We start from the raw sequence: 19,657 nt of genomic DNA on the forward strand, positions 1-19,657 counted from the left end.
AGGAAGGCACTCGGGCCGGCGCCATCCTCATGGCCTGCATCAACCCGCCAGCACCCCGCACACGCACGACTCGCTTGAGGTTGTAGGCCAGCACATGGAGGCTCATTTCGGTGCCGACGTGCGGCATCGTCCGGGCCAGGAAGTGGGTGAGCCCATCCAGTGCTCGAATGTTCCGAAGACGGATTCGACCGTCTTTCTTCGCAGCGTCATGGCGTCGAGCTTTCGCTCGAATCTCTGCTGCACCCGGTCCAGAACATCTTCGTGTTCCCATCGTCGGATGCGGCGTTGCTTGCCGGTCGTGCACTGCTGCCCGATAGCGCATTTGGGGCCCCACATCTCGTCGAGCTGCAGAAGTCCGCGATGACTACGCCGGCGTATGGAACACTCGGGATCGATGTCGGACTGCATCACGTGTTCTAGATGCGCGACCAGACTTTGCAGCCAAGCACGTTCAAACAACTCGCTTCGGATCGATGAAAGTTAGCATACTACCCTGATCGGGTAATTGAATGCGACATTTATCAGCTACACTGTTAGCATACTACCTCATAGTCAGGCGAGCGATTCGAAGTTGACCGCCTCGTGACCGGTAGCGCTGTCAAGGAACCACCATGAAACCGTCTCGAACCGATATGTCCATCTGCTTTGCTGCAACAGTCCTGGAGTCCATCTGATGTCCGGCAATACCACCAAGAATGACGAGCTGCTCTCCGCGCTTGCGACTTTCGCCACCGGCGTCTCGGCAGAGCTGAGCCCGACGGCCCAACACGCCGCCAAGGCTGCGCTGGTCGATGCCTTGGCCGTGAGCCTGGGCGCACTGCCGCATCCGCCAGCACAGCTCTCACGCAAATACGCCCTGCATTCCCAGGTGCAGAAGGGCGCCACCGTCTGGGGCACCGGCGAAACCGTGACGGCTGAAACCGCTACGCTCGTCAACGGTGTTCCACTGCGCGGCTACGACTACAACGACTTCTATTTTGGAAAGGCCGCCGGCCATCCCAGCGACATCATTCCCGGCTTGATCGCCCTGGCCGAATGGCGGGGATACACCGGCGAGCAGGTGCTGACCGCCCTGGCCATCGGCTATGACGTCTGCATCAGCCTGTTCGATACCTTCGACATCGATTCCAACGGCTGGGATTACCCCATGCTGGTCACCATCGCCGGCACCTGCGCATTTGCACGCTTGATGGGTCTGACGCAGCCGCAGACACGCGAGGCGATCGCCATCGCCGTGGTGTCCAACTACGTGAGCGATGAGTCCGAGTCACACGAACTCAACAAGCGCGGCGACCTGACTATGTGGAAGCGCTTCAACGGCAGCGATGCCATACGCCAGGCGGTTTATGCCTGCCTGCTCGCCGAGGTCGGCGTGGAAGGCGTGGTTCGCCCGTTCGAGGGTCGCAGCGGACTGCTGGCGAAGATCAAGACGCCCGAGGCTGACATCCAGAAGCTGTTCGATCGCCTCGACCCCACCCGTCCGCTGGCACGTGTCGCAGAAGTACGCTTCAAGCGCTGGCCTGTAGGTTCGCGCGGCCAGAGCGCCATCCAGTCCGCCTTGAGCCTGGCGGGCAAGGTCGCCGATATGCAGGCCGTGAAGAGCGTCACGGTCTATACCGACGAAATGGTCTATGACCACCTGGTGCGCCGGCGTACGGATCCATGGCATCCGTTCTCTCGCGAAACTGCAGACCATTCGCTGCCTTACATCGTGACGGCAGCTTTGCTCGAGGGGCAGATCAAGCTCGAGAGTTTTGATGTCGAGCGTGTGGTGGATCCGGCCCGCCAGGCGTTCCTTAACGACAAGGTGAAAGTCGAGATCGATCCGGTTCTGTGCACCGGCGCAGCGGGCGGTTTTGTCACCCGTGTGGAAGTGACCGGTGCCGACGGCACGGTGCACAAAGGTGATGCCAAGCCGCATCCGGGGCATCCGCTGCAACCGCTGGTTGACGCCGATTTCGAGGAGAAGTTCTTCGAAAACGTCAATCCGATCTTCGGTGCCGACCATTCCCGCAAGGTCCTGGAAGTGGTCTGGAACTTCGAGAAGTTGCAAACTGTGGAACCGCTGGTCGCCCTGCTGGTTCACCCGCAGCCGGCATCGCTGGCTCCGGCGCCCAAGGCCTGAGGCTGACGCGACATGCGCCCGGATCGGCACATCGCCATCATCGGCGGCGGTCAGGCGGCCGCCCGCACCATTGCAGCGCTGCGTGACGGCGGCTACGAGGGTCGGACCACCCTCATCGGTGAAGAGCCCGACCTGCCCTACGAGCGTCCGCCCCTGTCGAAGGATGCGCTCTGCTCCGGCGCGTCCGCGTCGGTGCCGCCCATGTTCGATTCGGCCTGGTATCAGGAACGCCAGGTGGAATTGCGCCTGGGCTCCCGGGTCGAGGCCATCGATGCCGGGTCGGGACGCATCACGCTCGCCATGGGCTCCTCGCTGCAGGCCGATCGCATCGTGCTGGCCACCGGCGTCCGGGCGCGCCGGATGACGATCCCCGGTGTGTCCGACGATCGGGTGCTGGGCTTGCGAAGCCTGGCCGACGCTCGGCGGCTGCGCGCAGCGTTAGAGGCAGGACGGCGGGTGTTGATACTCGGAGGTGGGTTCATCGGGCTCGAAGTGGCGGCTAGCGCAGTCCGCCTGGGCTGCCAGGTGACCGTGGTCGAGGCGCGCGGTCGCTTGCTCGAGCGCGCTGTCAGTGCCACGACATCGGCCCTGGTGTCGCGGCTTCATGGCGCGCATGGCGTCGTGGTGAAGCGGGGATGCCAGGTTGTCTCGGCGCGCCAGGGCCATGACGAGATCGAGGTGGTGCTGAGCGATGGCAGCACGTGCGTCGTTGATTTAATCGTCGCCGGCGTGGGGGCGCAAGCCAATGACGAACTCGCGCGTGCGGCGGGCCTGCGTTGCGGCAACGGCGTCGAGGTCGACCGCCACTGCCGCACCGACGCCGAGCGCGTTTGGGCGGTGGGCGACATCGCCTGTCGGCGGCACGACTCCTGGGGCGCCCCGGTGCGCATCGAGTCATGGGACAACGCCGAGTGGCAGGCCGCGATCGCCGGGGGCAGCCTGGCGCGTAGCTGGTCGCGGGAATCGAGGCTTGAGCCGGGAGCAGACCTGCCGGCCTGGTTCTGGACAGATCAATACGACCTCAACCTCCAGATCCTGGGGGAGGTCACCGATGCCGACCGGACCGTCACCCGTCCTGGACGAAAGGAAGGGGAGTCAATGGCTTTCCATTTCCGGGCCGGTGTGCTGCGCGGGATCGAGCTGATCGCATGCGGCCGGGAACGCGTGCCCGCCAGGCGCCTGCTGCAACAGGGATGGTCGCGCCCGCCCGAGATGCTCGGCGACACCGGCCTGAGCCTCAAGGAGCTCAGCGCGATGGCGCGCGAGCCCGTCACCCCCATCCACGAGTGAAAGAACGCAATGACCTGGCACCCGATAGCGAAGACCGATGAAGTCGATGCGGGCGAGTCCCTGCAAGTCAAGGTTGGCGATGACCCCATCGCCATCTACAACCTCGACGGCACCTTCTACGCCACGCACGACATCTGTACGCATGCTCACGCACACCTGTCGGACGGCTACATCGACGGCGATTGCATCGAATGTCCGCTGCATGCGGGCGTATTCCATATCCCAACAGGCAAGGCCATGTCCGGCCCGGTGCAGCGATCGATCCGCATCTACCCCTGCCGGGTCGAAGGCGAGACCGTGCTGGTCGAGACCTGACTGCCTGCGTCCCCCTTCGAACGAAAGAAAACATGGAAGAGTTTCAGAACCTGCCCGTCGTCCTGATCGGAGCCCATGCCGGAACGGGCCCGGCTGTGGCGCAAGCGTTTGTCGAGCGCGGCGCGCGCGTCGCGGTGGGCGTCGTGGCCTCGCACGGCTCGGCGCCCGCGCCACTGCCAGATACGGTGCAGTTCGGGATGGATGCGAGCGATGTCGGCTCGATCGGCACCTTCTTCGATGCCTGCGAGTCGGCGATCGGACCCGTGGCCGTGGTGGTGAACGTCGCCCCCCCGATCGCCTCCGGCAATGCCCTGGATTTTGCGGCGGCGGATTACCGTAAGGCCGTCGAGCAGGAGCTGATCGGCCCGATCCTGTGCATGCAGGAGGCTGCGCGCCGCATGGTGCCACGCGGGTTCGGCCGGATCATGTCCTTCATCTCCATGTCCGGAAAAACCGGCGTCCACAAGCATGTGGCGCCGTTCGCGGCGGCCAAGGGCGGGTTGGTGACCTTCTCTCGCACGCTGGCGGCGGAACTCGCGCCGACCGGTGTCACCGTCAACACCCTGGCCACGGCGCTTTTCGATGTCCAGGTCGCATCGATGCCCGACGGAGCCGAGGTCGTCAAGGGCATTCCGGTCGGCCGCCCGGGACGGTCGCAGGAGGCAGCCCACGCGGTGCTTTTCCTTTCGTCGAGGAACGCAGGCTACGTCACCGGCGAGACCCTGAATCTGTCCGGCGGCCGGTTCATGGACTGAATCGGTTGCCTGAAATCGTCAAAGAAATAGGAAGTGCCATGACACAGCATCAATGCCAAGAAGAAAAGGTCTGGTTCGCCCGGACCGAACAGCCCTCCGCGGCGACCGAAGGACTGGTCCTGAAGTCGCCCAAGACTTTCCGCGTCCACACCCGCGCCTACACCGATCCGGCCGTGTTCAACGCCGAGATGGACCGCATCTTCAACAAGACCTGGGTGTTCGTCGCCCACGAAAGCCAGATCCCCCATCCCGGCGACTTCCAGACCAGCTACATGGGTCAGCAGCCCATCATCGTGAGCCGGGGCCTGGAGGGCGAGGTGCACGTGATGGTCAACCGCTGCGTGCATCGTGGCGCCGTGATCTGCCGTGAGCACCGCGGCAACGTGACCGACTTCAACTGTCCCTACCACGGCTGGGTGTACGGCCTCGACGGCAGCTTGCTGGCGATGTCGGAACGGCGCGAAGCTGGCGGATACGCCGACGATTTCGATGCGCCCAAGGGTCTGCATCGGGTGCCTCGCGTGGAGGTCTATCGCGGTTTCGTCTTCGCCTGCTTCGATCCAGAGGTCAAACCGCTGCTGGAGCACCTCGGTCGGGCGAAGACAGTGATCGACCGCAAGCTCGACATGTCCCCGGTCGGGCAGATCGAATTCGTCTCGCGTCCGTACGTCGGCCGCTACCAGGGCAACTGGAAGTTCCAGGCCGAGAACATCGTCGACGAATACCACTTCATGCACACCCACAAGGGCTTCGTGCAACTGCAGGCCAAGTACGGGCAGACCACCGGTGATTTCGATGTTCACAAGGGTGGCTCGGTCAAGGCCATGCGCAAGGTGCGCTTCGCGGGCGTCACCTGGGATTGCGTGAATGGCCATGGCCTGGTCGAGACGCCCTCCGGAGAAATCGATTCCTACCTGGGCGGCGAATACAAGGAGTTTTTCCAGGGCATCGTCGATACCCACGGCGGCGAGATGCTGGCCTCCATGACCGGAAAGCTCTCGGCGGCGATCTTTCCGAACATGGGCCTGATCCACAACCAGGTCCGTGTCTGGCGGCCCATCGCGCCGGACATGACCGAAGTCACCATCTATCCCTACGAGCTCAAGGGCGCACCGGCGGGCTACAACGAAGGCATGCTGCGCAGCCAGGAGCGCTTCTACGGACCGGCCGGCCACGGCCAAGCGGACGACGTGGAGATCTTCGCGCGCAACCAGCAGGGCTTGGCCGGTAGCGCGGTGGAATGGCTGATCCTCGAGCGCGGAGTCGACACCGACACCCAGGACGCCGACGGCAACTACAAGGGCCTGACCACCAGCGAGGCGCCCCAGCGCGCGCTCTGGCGTGAATGGGACCGCCTGATGAACCCGAAGGCATGACCGGCCGGTGACCATGACCCATTCCAACGCGCCTTTTCTCGAACGCCCCGCCATGACCCGATCCGAAGTCGAAGACCTGCTGTTCCTCGAAGCCCGCCTGCTCGACGAGTGGAAGCTCGACCACTGGCTGAAGCTCTACACGCCCGATGCGCTCTATTGGGTTCCCATCGACGAGCATGCTCCGGTCACGTCGCAGGGCGCCATCATCCTGGACAACACCCTGCGCCGCGAGGAGCGTGTCTATCACCTGCTGCACACCTCGTTTCCTGCGCAGTCACCGCGCTCGCGACTGGTCCATGTCGTCAGCAACGTGATCGTCGAGCCGCGAGGGGAGGACTTCACCGCCAGCTCCAGCCAGGTCATCTACGAGATGCGCACGGGCGATTTCGCCCAGAAGGGTATCGGCGAAATCACGCCGATCGTCTGCCGGGTCGACTATCTGCTGCGGCGTGTCGGCGATGAGATCCGCATCGCCGAGAAGAAGGTGCTGCTCATCAATCGCGATACCTGGCAGGGCAACCTGACCTTCATCCTGTAGCGGGCTACGGACCGGGCCTCGCCGGTCGCGCGGCCCGGTCTGCCGTGACGCAATGGGAGATGCGATATGCGGCCGGGGTGCCGGAGCCGGTACGTCGTCGGATCGAGGATGTCGTGTGCGAAAATCGAGTTAGTACACCACTTCCGACGACGCATGCAGGGGCCTCGTGTCCTTTCCGAAAGGGGAGGGCTCCAGGTGGAGCCACTGCGTGCGTGAACGCATTTTCCATGTCTAAAGATTCCAACGGACGCTTGTCAAAAATGTATGAACGCCCGGGTTTTCTGCTGCGCCGAGCGCACCAGATATCGGCCGGGATTTTCGAGACGGAGTGCGGAGAGGCCGGGTTGACGCCCGCGCAGTTCGCCGTGATCTCGGTGCTGGCGGCAACACCCATGATCGACCAGTCCAGCCTGGCGCGTTCCGTAGGCTACGACAAGGTCACCGTCATGTACGTGCTGCGCGGCCTCATCGAGCGCGGCATCGTGCTGCGTGAGGAGTCGCAAACCAAGCGGCGCGTGATGGCGCTTTCGCTGAGCAAGGAAGGCGTGAAATACCTGGAGAAAGTGCAGAAGCCAACCGAGGCTGCGTACTCCCGGCTGATGGAGCCCTTCACGGAACCGCAGCGCAAGCAATTCATCAAGCTGCTGCAGATACTCACCACGAGCCTCGATGCGGAAGCCCGGGCTCCCCTGGTAATCCCTAGCGAAGGGCAGGGCTGAGGCCTCCCGTCAGCGTTCCACGGACGGTGGCACGAGGCCGGGTGCTGGCGAGGCGTAGCCGGCGTGCCTGCGCAACGCCACCTCGTCCAGCGTGATGCCCAGCCCCGGGGCGCCCGGCAAGGTGATCCGTCCGTTCCTGGGCATCAGTTGCCCGGGACAGATGTTGGCGGCGAAGCGCGCGAACGGCAGGTAATACTCGGTGAGCGTGAAGTTGGGCATCCCAGCGCCGGCGTGCAAGGTGGCGTTGAGCGCGACGGTCGTCGAGTTGAAATTGTGGGGCGATATCGCGATGAAATGCGGTTCGGCCATGGCGGCGATCTCGCGAAGTTCCAGGATCCCGCCGACATTGCAGATGTCCGGGTTCAGGATGTCCGCGGCGCGTCGTTCGAGCACCGGCACGAAGGCCGCCTTGCCATAGAGGGTCTCGCCGGTCACGACCGGGATGCGCACGGAGCGCCTGACCTCGGCAACCGCCTCCAAATTCTCGGCTAGGCAGGGTTCCTCGTACCAATGCAGGTCGAAGGGCTCGAGCTCGTGGCCCAGGCGCCTGGCCGAGGCGGCCGAAAGCCTGCGCAGCATGTCCAGGAGGATGTCGACATCCGGGCCAACCGCCTCCCTCACCGCGGCGATCACGTCGACGACGTGGTGTTCGTGTTCCCGGGGCACGTGGGTCCGCCAGGAACCGGGCAGCGGCGAGAGCTTGATGGCGTCGAACCCCAGTGCCACCACATCCATGGCCGCGCGGGCGTATTCGTCGGGCGTGCGGCAGTGGTCGCTCCAGCCGTTGGCATACACCCGCATGCTGTCGCGGCATTTGCCTCCCAGCAGGTTGTAGACCGGCTGGCCGCAGGCCTTGCCTACGATGTCCCACAGGCCCTGCTCGATGGCGCTTTGCGCGCAATACAACTCGAACGAACTACGACGCTGGGCGTAGTCGTCCTGGACCACCTGCAGGAAATGCTTGATGTCGAAAGGGCTGCGGCCGACGCAGGCGTCACCCAGCTCGCCGATGAGGGCAACAACGGCCCGGTCGCGGCCCCGCAGGGTGTAGGCCTCTCCCCAGCCGACGAGCCCGTCGTCGGTAAGGACCTTGACAAAAATCCAGGTCCGGCTCCTGAAGCCGGGATCCACGGCGAAACATTCGATGGAGGCGATTTTCATGTTGATGGTCCCTTCAGACGGGCAGTCCCTTGGCGCGCAGCACCGCGTCAAAGCGTTCGGGGTCGGCCGATCCGGTTTGATTCGATTCCCGGATTTGCGCCTCGCGCTCCAGGTGCCTGAGGGTCCGGGCCAGGACCTCCTCGGCGTCCGAGGCCCGTACCGCGACGACGCCATCCGCGTCGCCCACGATCAGGTCGCCCGGCATCACCGCCATGCCGGCGCACGCGATGGGAACGTTGATCTCGCCGGGGCCGTCCTTGGAGGGACCGCGATGGGTGTGACCGCGTGCGAAGACCGGCACGCCGTCCTCGGCCCACTCGACCAGGTCCCGAATCGCACCATCGAGCACGATGCCCGCAACGCCCTTGGCCAGGCAGGTGGTGCGCATCAGACCGCCCATCAGGGCCTGGCTGAGGTCGCCGCCGCCGTCGATGACAAGCACGTCGCCGGGTTGCACCATCATCAGTGCCTTGTGGATCATCAGGTTGTCGCCCGGGCGCACGCGCACGGTGAGCGCCGGGCCGCACAGGACGGTCTCCAGGCGACGGTGGTACTGGCGCAGGCCGTAGGTGCCCACGTTGCGGCTCATGGCATCGCCGATGGCGGCGGTGGGCAGCGCGGCGAAGGCCTTCACGAGTCCGGCGGGCAGGCCGGTTTCGCGCGGATGGATCCGGTAGCCTGCAGGCCAGCTCTTGGCGGTGGATGTCATGTCGTTCCCTGGAATGTCAGATGGCCTGCGCCGTGAAGAGCGCGTCGATCTCGCTTTCGGCCAGGCCCAGCTCCTCCAGGACCTGCCGGCTGTCGGCGCCCAGGGTTCGCGGCGGGATGGAAACCGCCGGCGCCACGCCGTTGACCTTGATGCCGGTGCGCACCAGCTGCAGGTCGCGATCCACGCCGGCAACGTTCCGGAAGGTGCCGACCATGCCGCGCTCGGCGATCTGCGGTTGCGCCAGCGCCTGCGAGACCGAGTAGACCGGCCCCGATGGCACGTCGACCGCGTTGAGGATCTCGCACCACTCGTCGGCGGACCGACTGGCCAGCCCGCATTCCAGGGCATCGCGCAGCAGGTAGCGGTTCTGCAGCCGGGCGTGGCGCTCGAAGAAGCGCGGATCGCGATAGATCTCGGGCAGGCCGAGCGCGTTGCACAGGGCTTCGAACTGTTCCTGCTTGTTGGCCGAGATGTTGAGCAGGCCCGATCCCGTCTTGAAGGTTCCCGACGGACTGGCGGTGATGTTCTCGTTGCCCATCGGCTGCGGCTCCTTGCCGGCGATGAGCTGGTTGGACATGGCCCAACCCATGGCGACCATGGTCGATTCGAGCATGGACACGTCGAGGAAGATGCCGCCGGTGCGCTGCGTATCGGCGAGTGCGGCGGCCACCGCGAAGGCCGCGGTCAGGCCCCCCACGGTATCGGCCACGGGGTAGCCGACCCGGTAGGGCGCGGTGTCGGGCGCGCCTGTGATGCTCATGACGCCGGACATGCCCTGGATGATCTGGTCATAGGCGGGACGGTCGCGCAGCGGCCCGTCCTGGCCGAAGCCGGAAATTGCGCAGTAGACGAGGCGTGGATTGACCTGGAGCAGGTCTTCGTAGCCAATCCCCAGGCGCTGCATGACGCCGGGGCGGAAGTTCTCGACCAGCGCGTCGGCGGTCGCGACGAGTTTCAGGAAGAGTGCCTTGCCTTGCGGATGCTTGAAGTCGATGGTGATCGACCGTTTGCCCGCGTTCTGCGCCAGGTAGGAAATGCCCATGGACCGCTTCACCAGTTCCGGATCAGCGCCAAGTTGGCGTGCCAGGTCGCCGCCCTTGCGGTTCTCGACCTTGACGACGTCGGCGCCCAGATGCGCGAGCTGGTGGCAACAGAACGGACCCGACAGCACATTGGTCAGGTCGAGTACACGATAGGCGCGGAGTGGAAGAGACATGGTTCGAGGTTCGATGAAAGGCGTCACGGCATGCGTGCGGCCAGGAGGTTTTGGATCCGTGGGTTGACGTCCTGCCCCTGCTGCATGGCATTGCGCCAGTCATGGGGCTCCAGCGGCGTCTGCGCCAGGGCCAGCTTGGTCTGCGTTATCGCGATCGGGTCCAGCTGCGCGATCTTTCGGGCCAGCGCCTGGGTTCGCACCACCAGCGCATCGTCGGCGACCACCTCGTTGAGCAGGCCCCAGGAGCACGCCGTCGCGGCGTCGATCGGCTCGGTGTCGAAGACCAGCCACGCCAGGCGCTTGCGGCCCAGGCCCGACAAGCTGGTGGTGGCGGCCGACATGCTGGCGTAGGCCTTGGCCCGCAGCTCCGGCAGACCCAGGCGCGCGCTTGATGCGGCGATCGCCAGGTCACAGGCGTTGATGAGGTTGACGCCAAAACCCAGGGCCAGGCCGTTGACGGCACCGATCACCACGCCGGGGAAGGACTTGACTGCGAGGGCGAGCTCGATGCCTTCCGCTCCGGCCGTGTCGGGCTGGCCGGCTGCCAGGCGTTCTGCACGCTCCCGGGTGTCGGCGCCGCAGCAGAACCACTGCTCGGAGCCGGCCAGCACCAACACCCGGGCCCGGCCTTCGAGCGTCTGCAGGGCGGCCTGCAACTCCTGGCGGGCCTGTTGATTCAGCGCATTGCGCTTCTCCGGTCGGGCGATGCGGATCTGCGCCCATTCGCCATGGGACTCGACTTGCACGAGTGCGCTCATGGAGTCGCTCCGGTGGGCTGGAAATCGTAGAGCCGTTCCGGATTGCCGACCATGACCTGCTCCAGCAGATTCTCCTGCGGCAACCAGAGCCCCAGCAGGTCGAGCAGTTGGGCATCGTCTGGCATCGGCTTCTCGCCCACCATGGCGGCCGGATGCGGCCAATCGGTGCCCCACACCACGCGTTCGGGCGCCCGCTGCAGCCAGTAGCGGCTGAGCACGCCGGCGTCCGCATACCCGGGCGCGCCATCGACGCTGTCGTGGTAGGCGCCCGAAAGCTTGATCCAGGTCCTGCCCTGGTCCACGAGACGCCGCAGGGTGCCGGTGGCCGGATGGTGCAGACTGTCGGGTTGCGGCACCCGGCCGAGGTGGTCGATGACCAAGGTCGTCGGCAGCCTGGACAAGGCCTCCTCCATGGCGGGGTAGCTGCCGCCGAGTGTGTGGAACTGGATATGCCAACCCATGGGCGCGATCCGGTCAGCCAGTGCGGCCAGAAGATCCATTCCGGCCCCGGCGGGTCGGGAGAGATTGAATCGGATCCCCCGCACACCGGCTTCATGCATCCGGCGCAGTTCCGTATCGGTGGTCTGCAGGTCGATCACGGCTATGCCGCGCGAGCGGCCGCCAAACTGTGCAAGGGCGTCGAGCAGGCAGCGGTTGTCCGTACCGTAGCTGGAGGGTTGCACGACGACGCTGCGCTGAAGGCCGAGCCGCTGCTGCAACTGCCGGTATTGCGCCACGTCGGCATGCGGCGGTCGCAGGGAAACGTCGGGGGCGTACGGGAAACGGTGGTCGTAGATGTGGTGGTGGCAGTCCACGCTGCCGGGCGGCAGCACTAATGTGGCAGGGGCCGTTCCGGCCGACCAGGGCGCCTTCATGCGACCACCGCCGAAGCGAAACCGATTCGCGCGAGGCGACTGGCAGAGCCCGCGTTGACCGCGCCCGGCGGCATTTGCCCCGCCGCCAGTGCCGCCACCTGCCGTACCGTGTCCATGGTCTGGTGTTCGCGTGCCTGGGCGGTCATGCCGCCGACATGCGGCATGGCGACGACATCGGCACGTTGCAGGAACCGCGCGGCCGGCTTCTGATCGGGAGCCGTGCCGACATCGAGGCCGGCGCCCCGCAGGCGGCCGCTGTTCAAGGCTGCTTCCAGCGCATCGTCGTCGACGAGTTCGCCGCGCGAGAGATTGAGGAAACTCGCGCCGGTCTTCATACGCTGGAATGCGGTCGCGTCGAACAGGTTGCGGGTCTTCGGTGTCGCGGCTGCCAGGCAGACCACGAAGTCCGACTGGGTGAGCAAGGCGTCGAACGACGCCGCCATGGACTCCAGTTCTTTCGGGTCGGCAAAGGGGTCATGGACCAAAACCTGCATGCCCAGGCCGCGTGCCAGCGCCACCAGGCGGCGGCCGATGACGCCGTAGCCGACCACGCCGACGGTGCAGCTGCTCACCTGCAGCGCCTTGGGCAGCACGGGCTCGGCTCCCAACATGTAGGCGGTTCTGGCCTTGGACACTCCTCGGGCCAGATCGAAGATCATGCTGATCGCCAGCTCCGCCACCGCCGTCCCGAAGCCGGCGCTTGCGCGTGTCACCAGGATGCCGTGCGTGCCGGCCGAAGCCAGGTCGATCGTGCTGATATCGACCGCCGCGCGCACGAACGCCACGAGGTCGGGGCAATGGTCGAAGGTTTCCGCCGAGCCTGCGCTGGAGCGGTGCGCCAGGATGATTTCGCATTCCTGTGCGGCTTGCGCCAGCTCCAGTCCCTGTAGGACCCGGCCGGTGGTGTTGAGCCGGACATCCGCGTGGGCGCGCAGGCCGGCCAATCCGGCTTCGCTGTAATAGCTGGCTAGCTCATATTCGGTATGCGAGACAAAGACTTTCAGTCGCTTCATGGCAATCAGGGGCGAAGTGGGGAGGCGTTCTGCTGCGTGCAGTTTGTGAGGTAGTATGCTAACTGCAATCCAGAGAGTTTGCACGCTTACCGTTTTGAAGATTCCATCGAACCTCACCTGATCCTCAAATGACACACAAGATCCTCATCCCCCAGGGTGCGCTGACGCCCGCCTTGCAAGCCCGACTCGAAGCGAAGTTCGATGCTTGTTTCTTGCCGAACCAGCCGGCCGAACGTGACGCGTGGCTGGCCGTTCACGGCAAGGGCATCATCGCCATGGCGACGAACGCGAAGTTCGGTGCGAGTCCATCTTTGGTGGCGGCCTTGCCCGACCTCAAGGTGATCTCCAGCCTGGGCGTGGGACTCGATGCCTTCGATTTGCCGGCTTTGAAGGCGCGTGGCATCCAGGTGGGCTACACGCCCGAAGTGCTGAACGATTGCGTGGCCGACATCGCATTCGCATTGCTGATGGCGGTGACGCGCAAGATCACGGAGGCAGACACCTTCGTCCGATCGGGATCGTGGCCCTCCGCCTCCTTTCCGATGGGCACGCGGGTCTCGGGCAAGCGGCTCGGGATTCTGGGCATGGGACGCATCGGCTCGGTGATCGCCCGCAGAGCAACCGGCTTCGACATGGAAGTGCGTTACCACAACCGGCGCGCGGTGCCTGGCAGTGCGCTGGCTTATGCGGAGTCGCCCGTCGCGTTGGCGGAGTGGGCCGATTTTCTGGTGGTGGCCAGCGCCGGCGGGGCGGACAGCAAGAACCTTGTCTCCGCTGCCGTGTTGGATGCTTTGGGGCCGCAGGGCTTCCTGATCAACGTCTCACGCGGTAGCGTGGTCGATGAGCCGGTGCTGATCCGATACCTGCAACAAGGCCTGATCGCCGGGGCCGGCCTGGATGTCTTTGCCCAGGAACCGCAGGTGCCTGCCGACATGGTCGCGTTGAAGAACGTGGTTCTGCTTCCCCACATCGCCAGTCATACCGTCGAAACCCGAGAGGCCATGGCCAACCGTGTCGTCGACAACGTAGAGGCCTTCTTCCAGAACCGTCCGCTGCCCAGCGCCGCTTGAGGAAAGGCCGGTTGCCACGGTGATCGGCCTTGGCTGTTCGGGAGAAAAAAGGCCGGCTTCAGCCGGCCCAAGTTTGCCCTCGGAGTTTGATCGCTCAGAAAGAATGCCGCACACCGAACTCGAAACCGTTCGAGTTCCCGCCGGCTGAAGTCCCTGCCGCGGCCAGGCCGTCTGCCGAGATGGAGCGTGTGGCCGTTCCCTTGTTGTTCAGTCGGGCGACCGTGCCGTAGAGGTAGGTGCGCTTGGAGAGGTAGTAGCCGTAGCCCAGCGCGAACTTGTTGAAGTCATTGGCGCTGTTCTTCAGGTCATGGTGGGCCAGCGACACCTTGATTTCACTCGCCCCGATCGGTGCCGTGGCGCCGATCATCATGGTGTCGATCCGGCTGTTGGCGGCCGGAGCGCCCTTGACGCGTTCGGATCCGTAGAACAAGACGGGCTTGATGAAGCCGAAGTTGTAGGTTCCGGTGATGCTGCCGACATTCAGATCGCGGCCTTCGGCAAACGGCGCGACATCCGAGGCACCGATCGCCTGCTTCCATTGGCCGTACGCGGCCACCACGTTGGCCGGCCCGCTCATGTAGCCCAGCCGTCCGCCGACGAAGTCATTCTGCTTGTCGTTCAGGGCGGTGGACGATTTCTCGCCGAAGGCGTATTGCGCAAGACCGTAGACGCCCCCCAACTTGCTGGGCAGCAGGTAAGTGACGGTATTGCTCTGCCGGACCGTGCTGGAATAACCGAAGTAGGTATTGGTCAGCAGTCCGCCGACGCCGCGTGCTGCAAATGGATCGAAGCCGATGAGGTTGAGAAACAGCGGCGTGTTATCGCGGCCCATCCGCAGTTCGCCAAGCGAGTTGCTCAGGAGGCTGACGGTCGCCCGCCGTTGGAAATTGAAGCCGTTCGCGTTGCCGACATCCGAGTCCAGCGCGCCTTCCAGCCAGAAGCCGGCAGAGAGTCCGCCGCCCAGGTCTTCCGTGCCACGAAAACCGAGCCGGCCCGGCGCACTGCTGCCTGTCGCAATACCGCTCCTGGATCCGTTGCCGCTACCTTGCACATGGGCCACCGACATATCCACGACGCCGAATAGGGTGACGTTGGTTTGGGCAAAGGCCAGGGGGGCCGCGAAAGCCGCAGCCATGATCATCGAGATTTTTTTCATGGGTTTTTGTGTGGGTGGATAACCCACGTTTCACGTCGTTGCCAATCGGTGGCGGCACGGCGGGATTTAGTTGATCTGGATATTATTGGTGCTGATGATTTTGGCGAAGTCGGTATATTCTTTATTAAGCACCGTTTCCATTTTGTCCGGCGCCGTATAACGGACTTCCAAACCAGTTTTTTCCAGCGAAGCCTTGATTTCCGGAACCGCCAGGGTATCGGCGATGTCTTGGCTGATCTTCGTGACTAATGCCGGCGATGTGCCTTTTGGGGCCAGGAACCCGTACCACATATCGGTCCGGAAATCGGAAAATCCTTCTTCCTTGAACGTGCGGACGTCCGGGAGCACCTTGCTGCGTTCGGCTGCGCCGACAGCCAGGGCGCGAAGCTGCCCCGCCTTGACTGTCTGGGCGACGCTGTGAGTGGCGATGAATCCAACATCCGCATGTCCGCCGATCAGGTCTGCGATCGCGGGCGCCGTTCCCTTGTAGGGAACATGAACGAATTTTGTGCCGGTCGCAGCTTCGAATTGCTCGAACTGGATGTGCATCGGCGAACCCACGCCTGCGGAGGCATAGCTGAGTTTGTCCGGATTGGCCTTCGCATACGCCACCAGTTCCGCCACCGTCCGGATCGGCAGCGCGGGGTTGATCACGAGCGTCGAAGAGCCCCACGCGCCGATGGCCAATGGCACGAGGTCCGTGCGCGCGTCGAACTTCATGTTCTTATAAAGCGCATTATTGATGGTGAGATTATTGGAGGTCACCAGCAGCGTGTATCCGTCCCCCGGCTGATGGGCGACATAAGCGGCCCCGAGGTTGCCGGCGACGCCAACTTTGTTTTCGACTACATAAGCCTGACCTGTTTTACGTGATTGCCGTTCGCTAAAGGCGCGCGCGAGATTGTCGATCCCTGTGCCTGCAGTGAAAGGTACGACCAACGTAACCGCTTTTGATGGATAGTCCTGAGCGACGGCTGGAAGTGCAAGTGCCGTCAGCAGGAGGCAAGAAATGCCAATCAATTTTTTCATCGAGGTGCGCCTCAGCAAGTGTTAGAAGACACAGAGTTTGTGTACTTACTCTGTGAGTTTGCATGCTAACTAGATTGCACTAGGCCACTGCAAATTTTTCGATCTCCGAGTTTGGCGTCTGAGATTTGGTGGGGCACTCTTCAAGTCGGGCGCGCCCACAAAGGTGCATTTGTCCGGGCAATGCATCGACTCTGTGCAAGAGCTATCGCGCGCACGGCTTGTGGAACTCCATCACCGATGATTGCAACAAGATCTTGGCCAGACTGGGAGATAACTTTGCAAAGACGTACATGCAACGGCGGCGCTTAATTTGATTTGCTTCAGTGATGGATGGGGCGACTTGACGTAGTGCATCCAACCCATGAAGGCTGCTTCACCTAGCCGCCCTGCGGGTTCTGTTTTATAGGGATGGTCTGCAAAACCCGCTTCGGCCCCACGGCCGATCCGCCGGGCCGACGAGATCAGCCGGCAGGGGTCAAGTTTTAGCGTCCCTGGGCCATCGAATGGCGCTATTTGGACTGGCCCGCAAGCCCTTTTGGACTGCGGCAGATGCACTTATCCTTGCGTGGCCATCAGCCGCGCTCGCACCATCCACAGATTGCCCAGCGCAAACAGCATCGTCAGCCGCGCCGTGTTCTTGGCAAGCCCGCGGTATCGAACCTTGGCGTCGCTGAACTGCTGCTTGACTACCCGGAACGGATGCTCGACCTTGGCCCGGATGGTCGCCTTGAGCTTCTCGGCCGACTCCTGCAGCCTGTCGAGCTCGCGCGTGGGGTCAAGCCGGCGCCGCTTGCCGGGCCGCGTGGCCACTTAGCCATGAAGCAAGGCCGCCGGCGGGGTGACATCGGCGACGTTGGCCGCCGTGCCGATGACGGTATGCACCAGCCCTGAGTGGGCATCCACACCGATGTGGGCTTTCGGCCCGAAGTGCCATTGGTTACCCTTCTTGGCCTGATGCATCCGGGTCACGCTTGCCTTTGGCGTTCTCGGTCGAACTCGGCGCGGCAATGATGGTGGCGTCGACCACCGTGCCAGTCTTGAGCATCAGGCCCTGCTGGGCCAGCGTGGCGTTGATGGCGGCCATGGCGGCCAACACCTTCGGCGCGAGCTGCTGCTTCTCAGCAGGTGCCGAAAGCGCAAGATGGTGGTCTTATCGGGCATGCGCGCAGAGCCATCGAGCCCGAGGAAGCGCCGGTACAGAGGGCGTTCGTGCAATTCCTCTTCCATGGCCGGATCGCTCAGGCTCTACCACCGCTGCAGGCAGTGGATGCGCCGCATGGTCTCCACCGCACACGGCGGGCGGCCTCCAAGGCGTTGGTGCGCTCCACGCGCATGCGGCTGGATCAACGCCACCAACATCGACCAGGGCACGACCTGGTTCATCTATTCGAAGACGACTTCCTTGCGCGCCTTCTTGGGTTGCGGGTCGAGCCCGAGGGTAATCTGGCCATGGCCCGATCCTGTCGCATCGGACGGCAGCGGGCTATTCCTGTGAGAGGTTTTGCAGACCCTCCCTTAGAAGGGAATATCGTCATCCATGTCGTCAAAACCCGACGGTGCGCGGCTTGGCGCCGGTGCCGCAGGGCGGGGCGCGGGCGCAGGCGCTGGGCGAGCGGCTGCAGGCGGCGCGGCACGGCGAGCGGGCGCCGGTGCGGGAGCGGCGTCGTAACCCCCGTCGTCGTAGCCTTCGTTGCCGCCTCCACCGCCACCTTGCGGCGCGCCGCTACCCTGGCGGCTACCCAGCATCTGCATCTGATCGGCACGGATTTCGGTCGTGTATTTCTCCACGCCGTCCTGGCCGGTCCATTTGCGGGTGCGCAGCGAACCTTCCACGTAGACCTGCGAGCCTTTGCGGAGGTACTGGCCGGCGATTTCGGCGAGCTTGCCGTTGAACACGACGCGGTGCCATTCGGTGGCTTCGCGCATCTCGCCGCTGGTCTTGTCGCGCCAGCGGTCGGTGGTGGCGATGGTCACGTTGGCCACCTGGTCACCGCTCGGAAAAGAGCGCATTTCGGGGTCGCGCCCCAGGTTGCCGACGATGATGACTTTGTTGACGGATGCCATGGTGTGCGTGCCTCTGTCGAGGTGAGAAATACAGGGGACGGGGTGGCGAATCGCGGGCGGCGCCGCCCCGCGCGGGGGACCGTGGATTGTGCCGCATCCGCCCCCCGAATAGGCCGCTGCAAGCGATGCGAGAATGGTCCGTAGATGCCGTCACGCGAACCGCACCCGAACGAACCCGATCTGCTGCAGAACCTCCGGCGCGAGCTCGCCGACGGGCGCACCTGGCTCGACCGCGCCATCGTGCTGGCCTACGCCGCCGCCGCCGGACTGGCGGTGGTGGGCTTCACCCTGCTGGCCGAGCGTGCGTTCGCCTTTTTCCAGGCCTGGCACGACTTCAACCGCTGGTCGCTGCTGGTCTGGACGCCGCTGTGCACCGCCGGCATCGTCTGGCTGACCCGCCGTTTCGCGCCGGGCGCCGCCGGCTCGGGCATCCCGCAGGTGATCGCCGCGCTGGACCCTGACATGCCGCCGCAAAGCCGGCCGCGCTTCGTGTCGCTGCGCATATCGCTTGCCAAGATCGTGCTGTCGTCGGCCGGCCTGCTGGCCGGGCTGTCGGTGGGGCGCGAGGGGCCGTCGGTGCAGGTGGCCGCCGGCATCATGGAACACGCCCGCCGCTGGCTCGGCGACCGGGTGCCGGTGCATGCCTTGCTGGTGGCCGGCGGCGCGGCGGGCATCGCGGCGGCGTTCAACGCGCCGCTCGCGGGCATCGTCTTTGCCATCGAGGAATTGTCGCGCAAGCTGGAGTCGCGCAGCAGCGGGCTGATCATCGCGGCCATCGTGCTGGCCGGGTTGATGGCGGTTTCGGCCTTCGGCAACCTGAGCTATTTCGGCGTGATCCACGTGCCCCACCTCAGCCTGGACGCCCTGGCGCCCGGCGTGTTGGCGACCCTCGTGGCGGGGCTGGCCGGCGGCCTTTTCGCCAAGCTGCTCGCCATGTCGCTGACCGGCGGCGGCGGGCGCCTCGGTGCATTGCGAGCCTTGTTTCCGATCCGGTTCGCGGCCGGCTGCGGACTGGTCGTGGCGGTGCTCGGACTGCTGTCGGGTGGCAGCAGCTTCGGCGCGGGCTCGGACGCGGTCAAGGAAATGCTGGCGGGCCAGTCCGACGTGCCGCCGCTCTTCGTGCCGCTGAAATTCATCGCCACCTGGCTGACCGCCTGGAGCGGCGTGCCGGGCGGCATCTTCGCGCCCTCGCTGTCGATCGGCGCTGGCATCGGCCACGACGTGGCGCAGATCGCGGGCAGCTCCGACCTGGCGCCCGCGCTCATCGCCCTGGGCATGGCGGCCTTCCTGGCGGCGGTGACGCAGGCGCCGCTGACGTCTTTCATCATCGTGATGGAGATGGTCGACGGCCACGCCATGGTGCTGAGCCTGATGGCGGCGGCGATGTTCGCCAGCCTGATCTCGCGCTTGATGACCCGGCCGCTCTACGAGACGCTGGCCGATTTCATGGTGGCCGGGCAGCGGCCGCCGGCGGGCTGAAGCTTCGGG

18 protein-coding genes and 2 pseudogenes are annotated in these 19,657 nt (G+C 64.7%); 9 read left to right on the forward strand and 11 right to left on the reverse strand.

What is annotated here, in order from left to right:
• Nucleotides 1-19: 19 nt before the first annotated feature.
• Nucleotides 20-327: pseudogene (locus R9X41_RS00420) on the reverse strand (transposase); the annotation flags it as partial.
• 346 nt (nt 328-673) lie between these two features.
• Between R9X41_RS00420 and R9X41_RS00425 the strand changes: the two are divergent.
• The 7 genes from R9X41_RS00425 (at nt 674) to R9X41_RS00455 (ending at nt 7,118) form a co-directional block, all read left to right on the forward strand.
• Nucleotides 674-2,125 (forward strand): MmgE/PrpD family protein, encoded by a 1,452-nt coding sequence (locus R9X41_RS00425; protein WP_318632944.1) that lies wholly within the window; start codon nt 674-676, stop codon nt 2,123-2,125.
• Between the two features lie 12 nt (nt 2,126-2,137).
• Entirely contained in the window at nt 2,138-3,415 is a 1,278-nt protein-coding gene (locus R9X41_RS00430) for an NAD(P)/FAD-dependent oxidoreductase (RefSeq protein WP_318632945.1), read from the forward strand.
• Between the two features lie 9 nt (nt 3,416-3,424).
• A complete protein-coding gene (locus R9X41_RS00435) occupies nt 3,425-3,730 on the forward strand; it encodes a non-heme iron oxygenase ferredoxin subunit (protein ID WP_318632946.1) in 306 nt (101 codons plus the stop codon).
• Between the two features lie 32 nt (nt 3,731-3,762).
• Nucleotides 3,763-4,485, forward strand: coding sequence for an SDR family NAD(P)-dependent oxidoreductase (locus tag R9X41_RS00440; protein WP_318632947.1), 723 nt, complete (start codon nt 3,763-3,765; stop codon nt 4,483-4,485).
• Nucleotides 4,486-4,523: 38 nt separating this feature from the next.
• Entirely contained in the window at nt 4,524-5,861 is a 1,338-nt protein-coding gene (locus R9X41_RS00445; RefSeq protein WP_318632948.1) for an aromatic ring-hydroxylating oxygenase subunit alpha, read from the forward strand.
• A 13-nt stretch (nt 5,862-5,874) separates the two neighbouring features.
• Nucleotides 5,875-6,399, forward strand: a complete 525-nt coding sequence (locus R9X41_RS00450; protein ID WP_318632949.1) for an aromatic-ring-hydroxylating dioxygenase subunit beta — start codon at nt 5,875-5,877, stop codon at nt 6,397-6,399.
• A gap of 212 nt (nt 6,400-6,611) precedes the next feature.
• Entirely contained in the window at nt 6,612-7,118 is a 507-nt protein-coding gene (locus R9X41_RS00455; protein WP_318632950.1) for a MarR family winged helix-turn-helix transcriptional regulator, read from the forward strand.
• 9 nt (nt 7,119-7,127) lie between these two features.
• Here the strand turns inward: R9X41_RS00455 and R9X41_RS00460 are convergent, their stop codons facing one another.
• The 6 genes from R9X41_RS00460 to R9X41_RS00485 are packed head-to-tail and all read right to left on the reverse strand — an operon-like array spanning nt 7,128 to nt 12,985.
• On the reverse strand, nt 7,128-8,279 hold the full coding sequence (locus tag R9X41_RS00460; protein ID WP_318632951.1) for a mandelate racemase/muconate lactonizing enzyme family protein: 1,152 nt from the start codon (nt 8,277-8,279) through the stop codon (nt 7,128-7,130).
• Between the two features lie 13 nt (nt 8,280-8,292).
• The gene (locus R9X41_RS00465) at nt 8,293-8,988 is read right to left on the reverse strand and encodes an RraA family protein (RefSeq protein WP_318632952.1); all 696 of its coding nucleotides are present in this window, start codon (nt 8,986-8,988) and stop codon (nt 8,293-8,295) included.
• A 16-nt stretch (nt 8,989-9,004) separates the two neighbouring features.
• Entirely contained in the window at nt 9,005-10,204 is a 1,200-nt protein-coding gene (locus R9X41_RS00470; RefSeq protein ID WP_318632953.1) for a CaiB/BaiF CoA transferase family protein, read from the reverse strand.
• Between the two features lie 23 nt (nt 10,205-10,227).
• The gene (locus R9X41_RS00475) at nt 10,228-10,962 is read right to left on the reverse strand and encodes an enoyl-CoA hydratase/isomerase family protein (RefSeq protein ID WP_318632954.1); all 735 of its coding nucleotides are present in this window, start codon (nt 10,960-10,962) and stop codon (nt 10,228-10,230) included.
• On the reverse strand, nt 10,959-11,837 hold the full coding sequence (locus R9X41_RS00480) for an amidohydrolase family protein (protein WP_318632955.1): 879 nt from the start codon (nt 11,835-11,837) through the stop codon (nt 10,959-10,961). The genes R9X41_RS00475 and R9X41_RS00480 overlap by 4 nt, the downstream gene beginning before the upstream one ends.
• Nucleotides 11,834-12,985, reverse strand: coding sequence for an NAD(P)-dependent oxidoreductase (locus R9X41_RS00485; protein WP_318632956.1), 1,152 nt, complete (start codon nt 12,983-12,985; stop codon nt 11,834-11,836). Before R9X41_RS00485 ends, R9X41_RS00480 begins: the two co-directional genes overlap by 4 nt.
• On the opposite strand from R9X41_RS00485, the gene R9X41_RS00490 reads away from it, so the two are divergent.
• Entirely contained in the window at nt 12,979-13,920 is a 942-nt protein-coding gene (locus tag R9X41_RS00490) for a 2-hydroxyacid dehydrogenase (protein WP_318632957.1), read from the forward strand. The genes R9X41_RS00485 and R9X41_RS00490 overlap by 7 nt on opposite strands.
• A 94-nt stretch (nt 13,921-14,014) precedes the next feature.
• Here the strand turns inward: R9X41_RS00490 and R9X41_RS00495 are convergent, their stop codons facing one another.
• The 4 genes and pseudogenes from R9X41_RS00495 to ssb form a co-directional block, all read right to left on the reverse strand.
• A complete protein-coding gene (locus tag R9X41_RS00495) occupies nt 14,015-15,076 on the reverse strand; it encodes a porin (protein ID WP_318632958.1) in 1,062 nt (353 codons plus the stop codon).
• A 66-nt stretch (nt 15,077-15,142) separates the two neighbouring features.
• A complete protein-coding gene (locus R9X41_RS00500) occupies nt 15,143-16,105 on the reverse strand; it encodes a Bug family tripartite tricarboxylate transporter substrate binding protein (RefSeq protein WP_318632959.1) in 963 nt (320 codons plus the stop codon).
• Between the two features lie 555 nt (nt 16,106-16,660).
• Nucleotides 16,661-17,548, reverse strand: a pseudogene (locus tag R9X41_RS00505) (IS5 family transposase).
• A gap of 72 nt (nt 17,549-17,620) precedes the next feature.
• The gene (ssb, locus tag R9X41_RS00510) at nt 17,621-18,169 is read right to left on the reverse strand and encodes a single-stranded DNA-binding protein (protein ID WP_318632960.1); all 549 of its coding nucleotides are present in this window, start codon (nt 18,167-18,169) and stop codon (nt 17,621-17,623) included.
• Nucleotides 18,170-18,313: 144 nt separating this feature from the next.
• Between ssb and R9X41_RS00515 the strand changes: the two genes are divergently transcribed.
• Nucleotides 18,314-19,648, forward strand: coding sequence for a chloride channel protein (locus R9X41_RS00515; RefSeq protein WP_318632961.1), 1,335 nt, complete (start codon nt 18,314-18,316; stop codon nt 19,646-19,648).
• Nucleotides 19,649-19,657: the final 9 nt, after the last annotated feature.

The sequence above is a fragment of the Xylophilus sp. GOD-11R genome (assembly GCF_033546935.1).
In the GTDB taxonomy this organism is placed as follows: domain Bacteria; phylum Pseudomonadota; class Gammaproteobacteria; order Burkholderiales; family Burkholderiaceae_C; genus Xylophilus.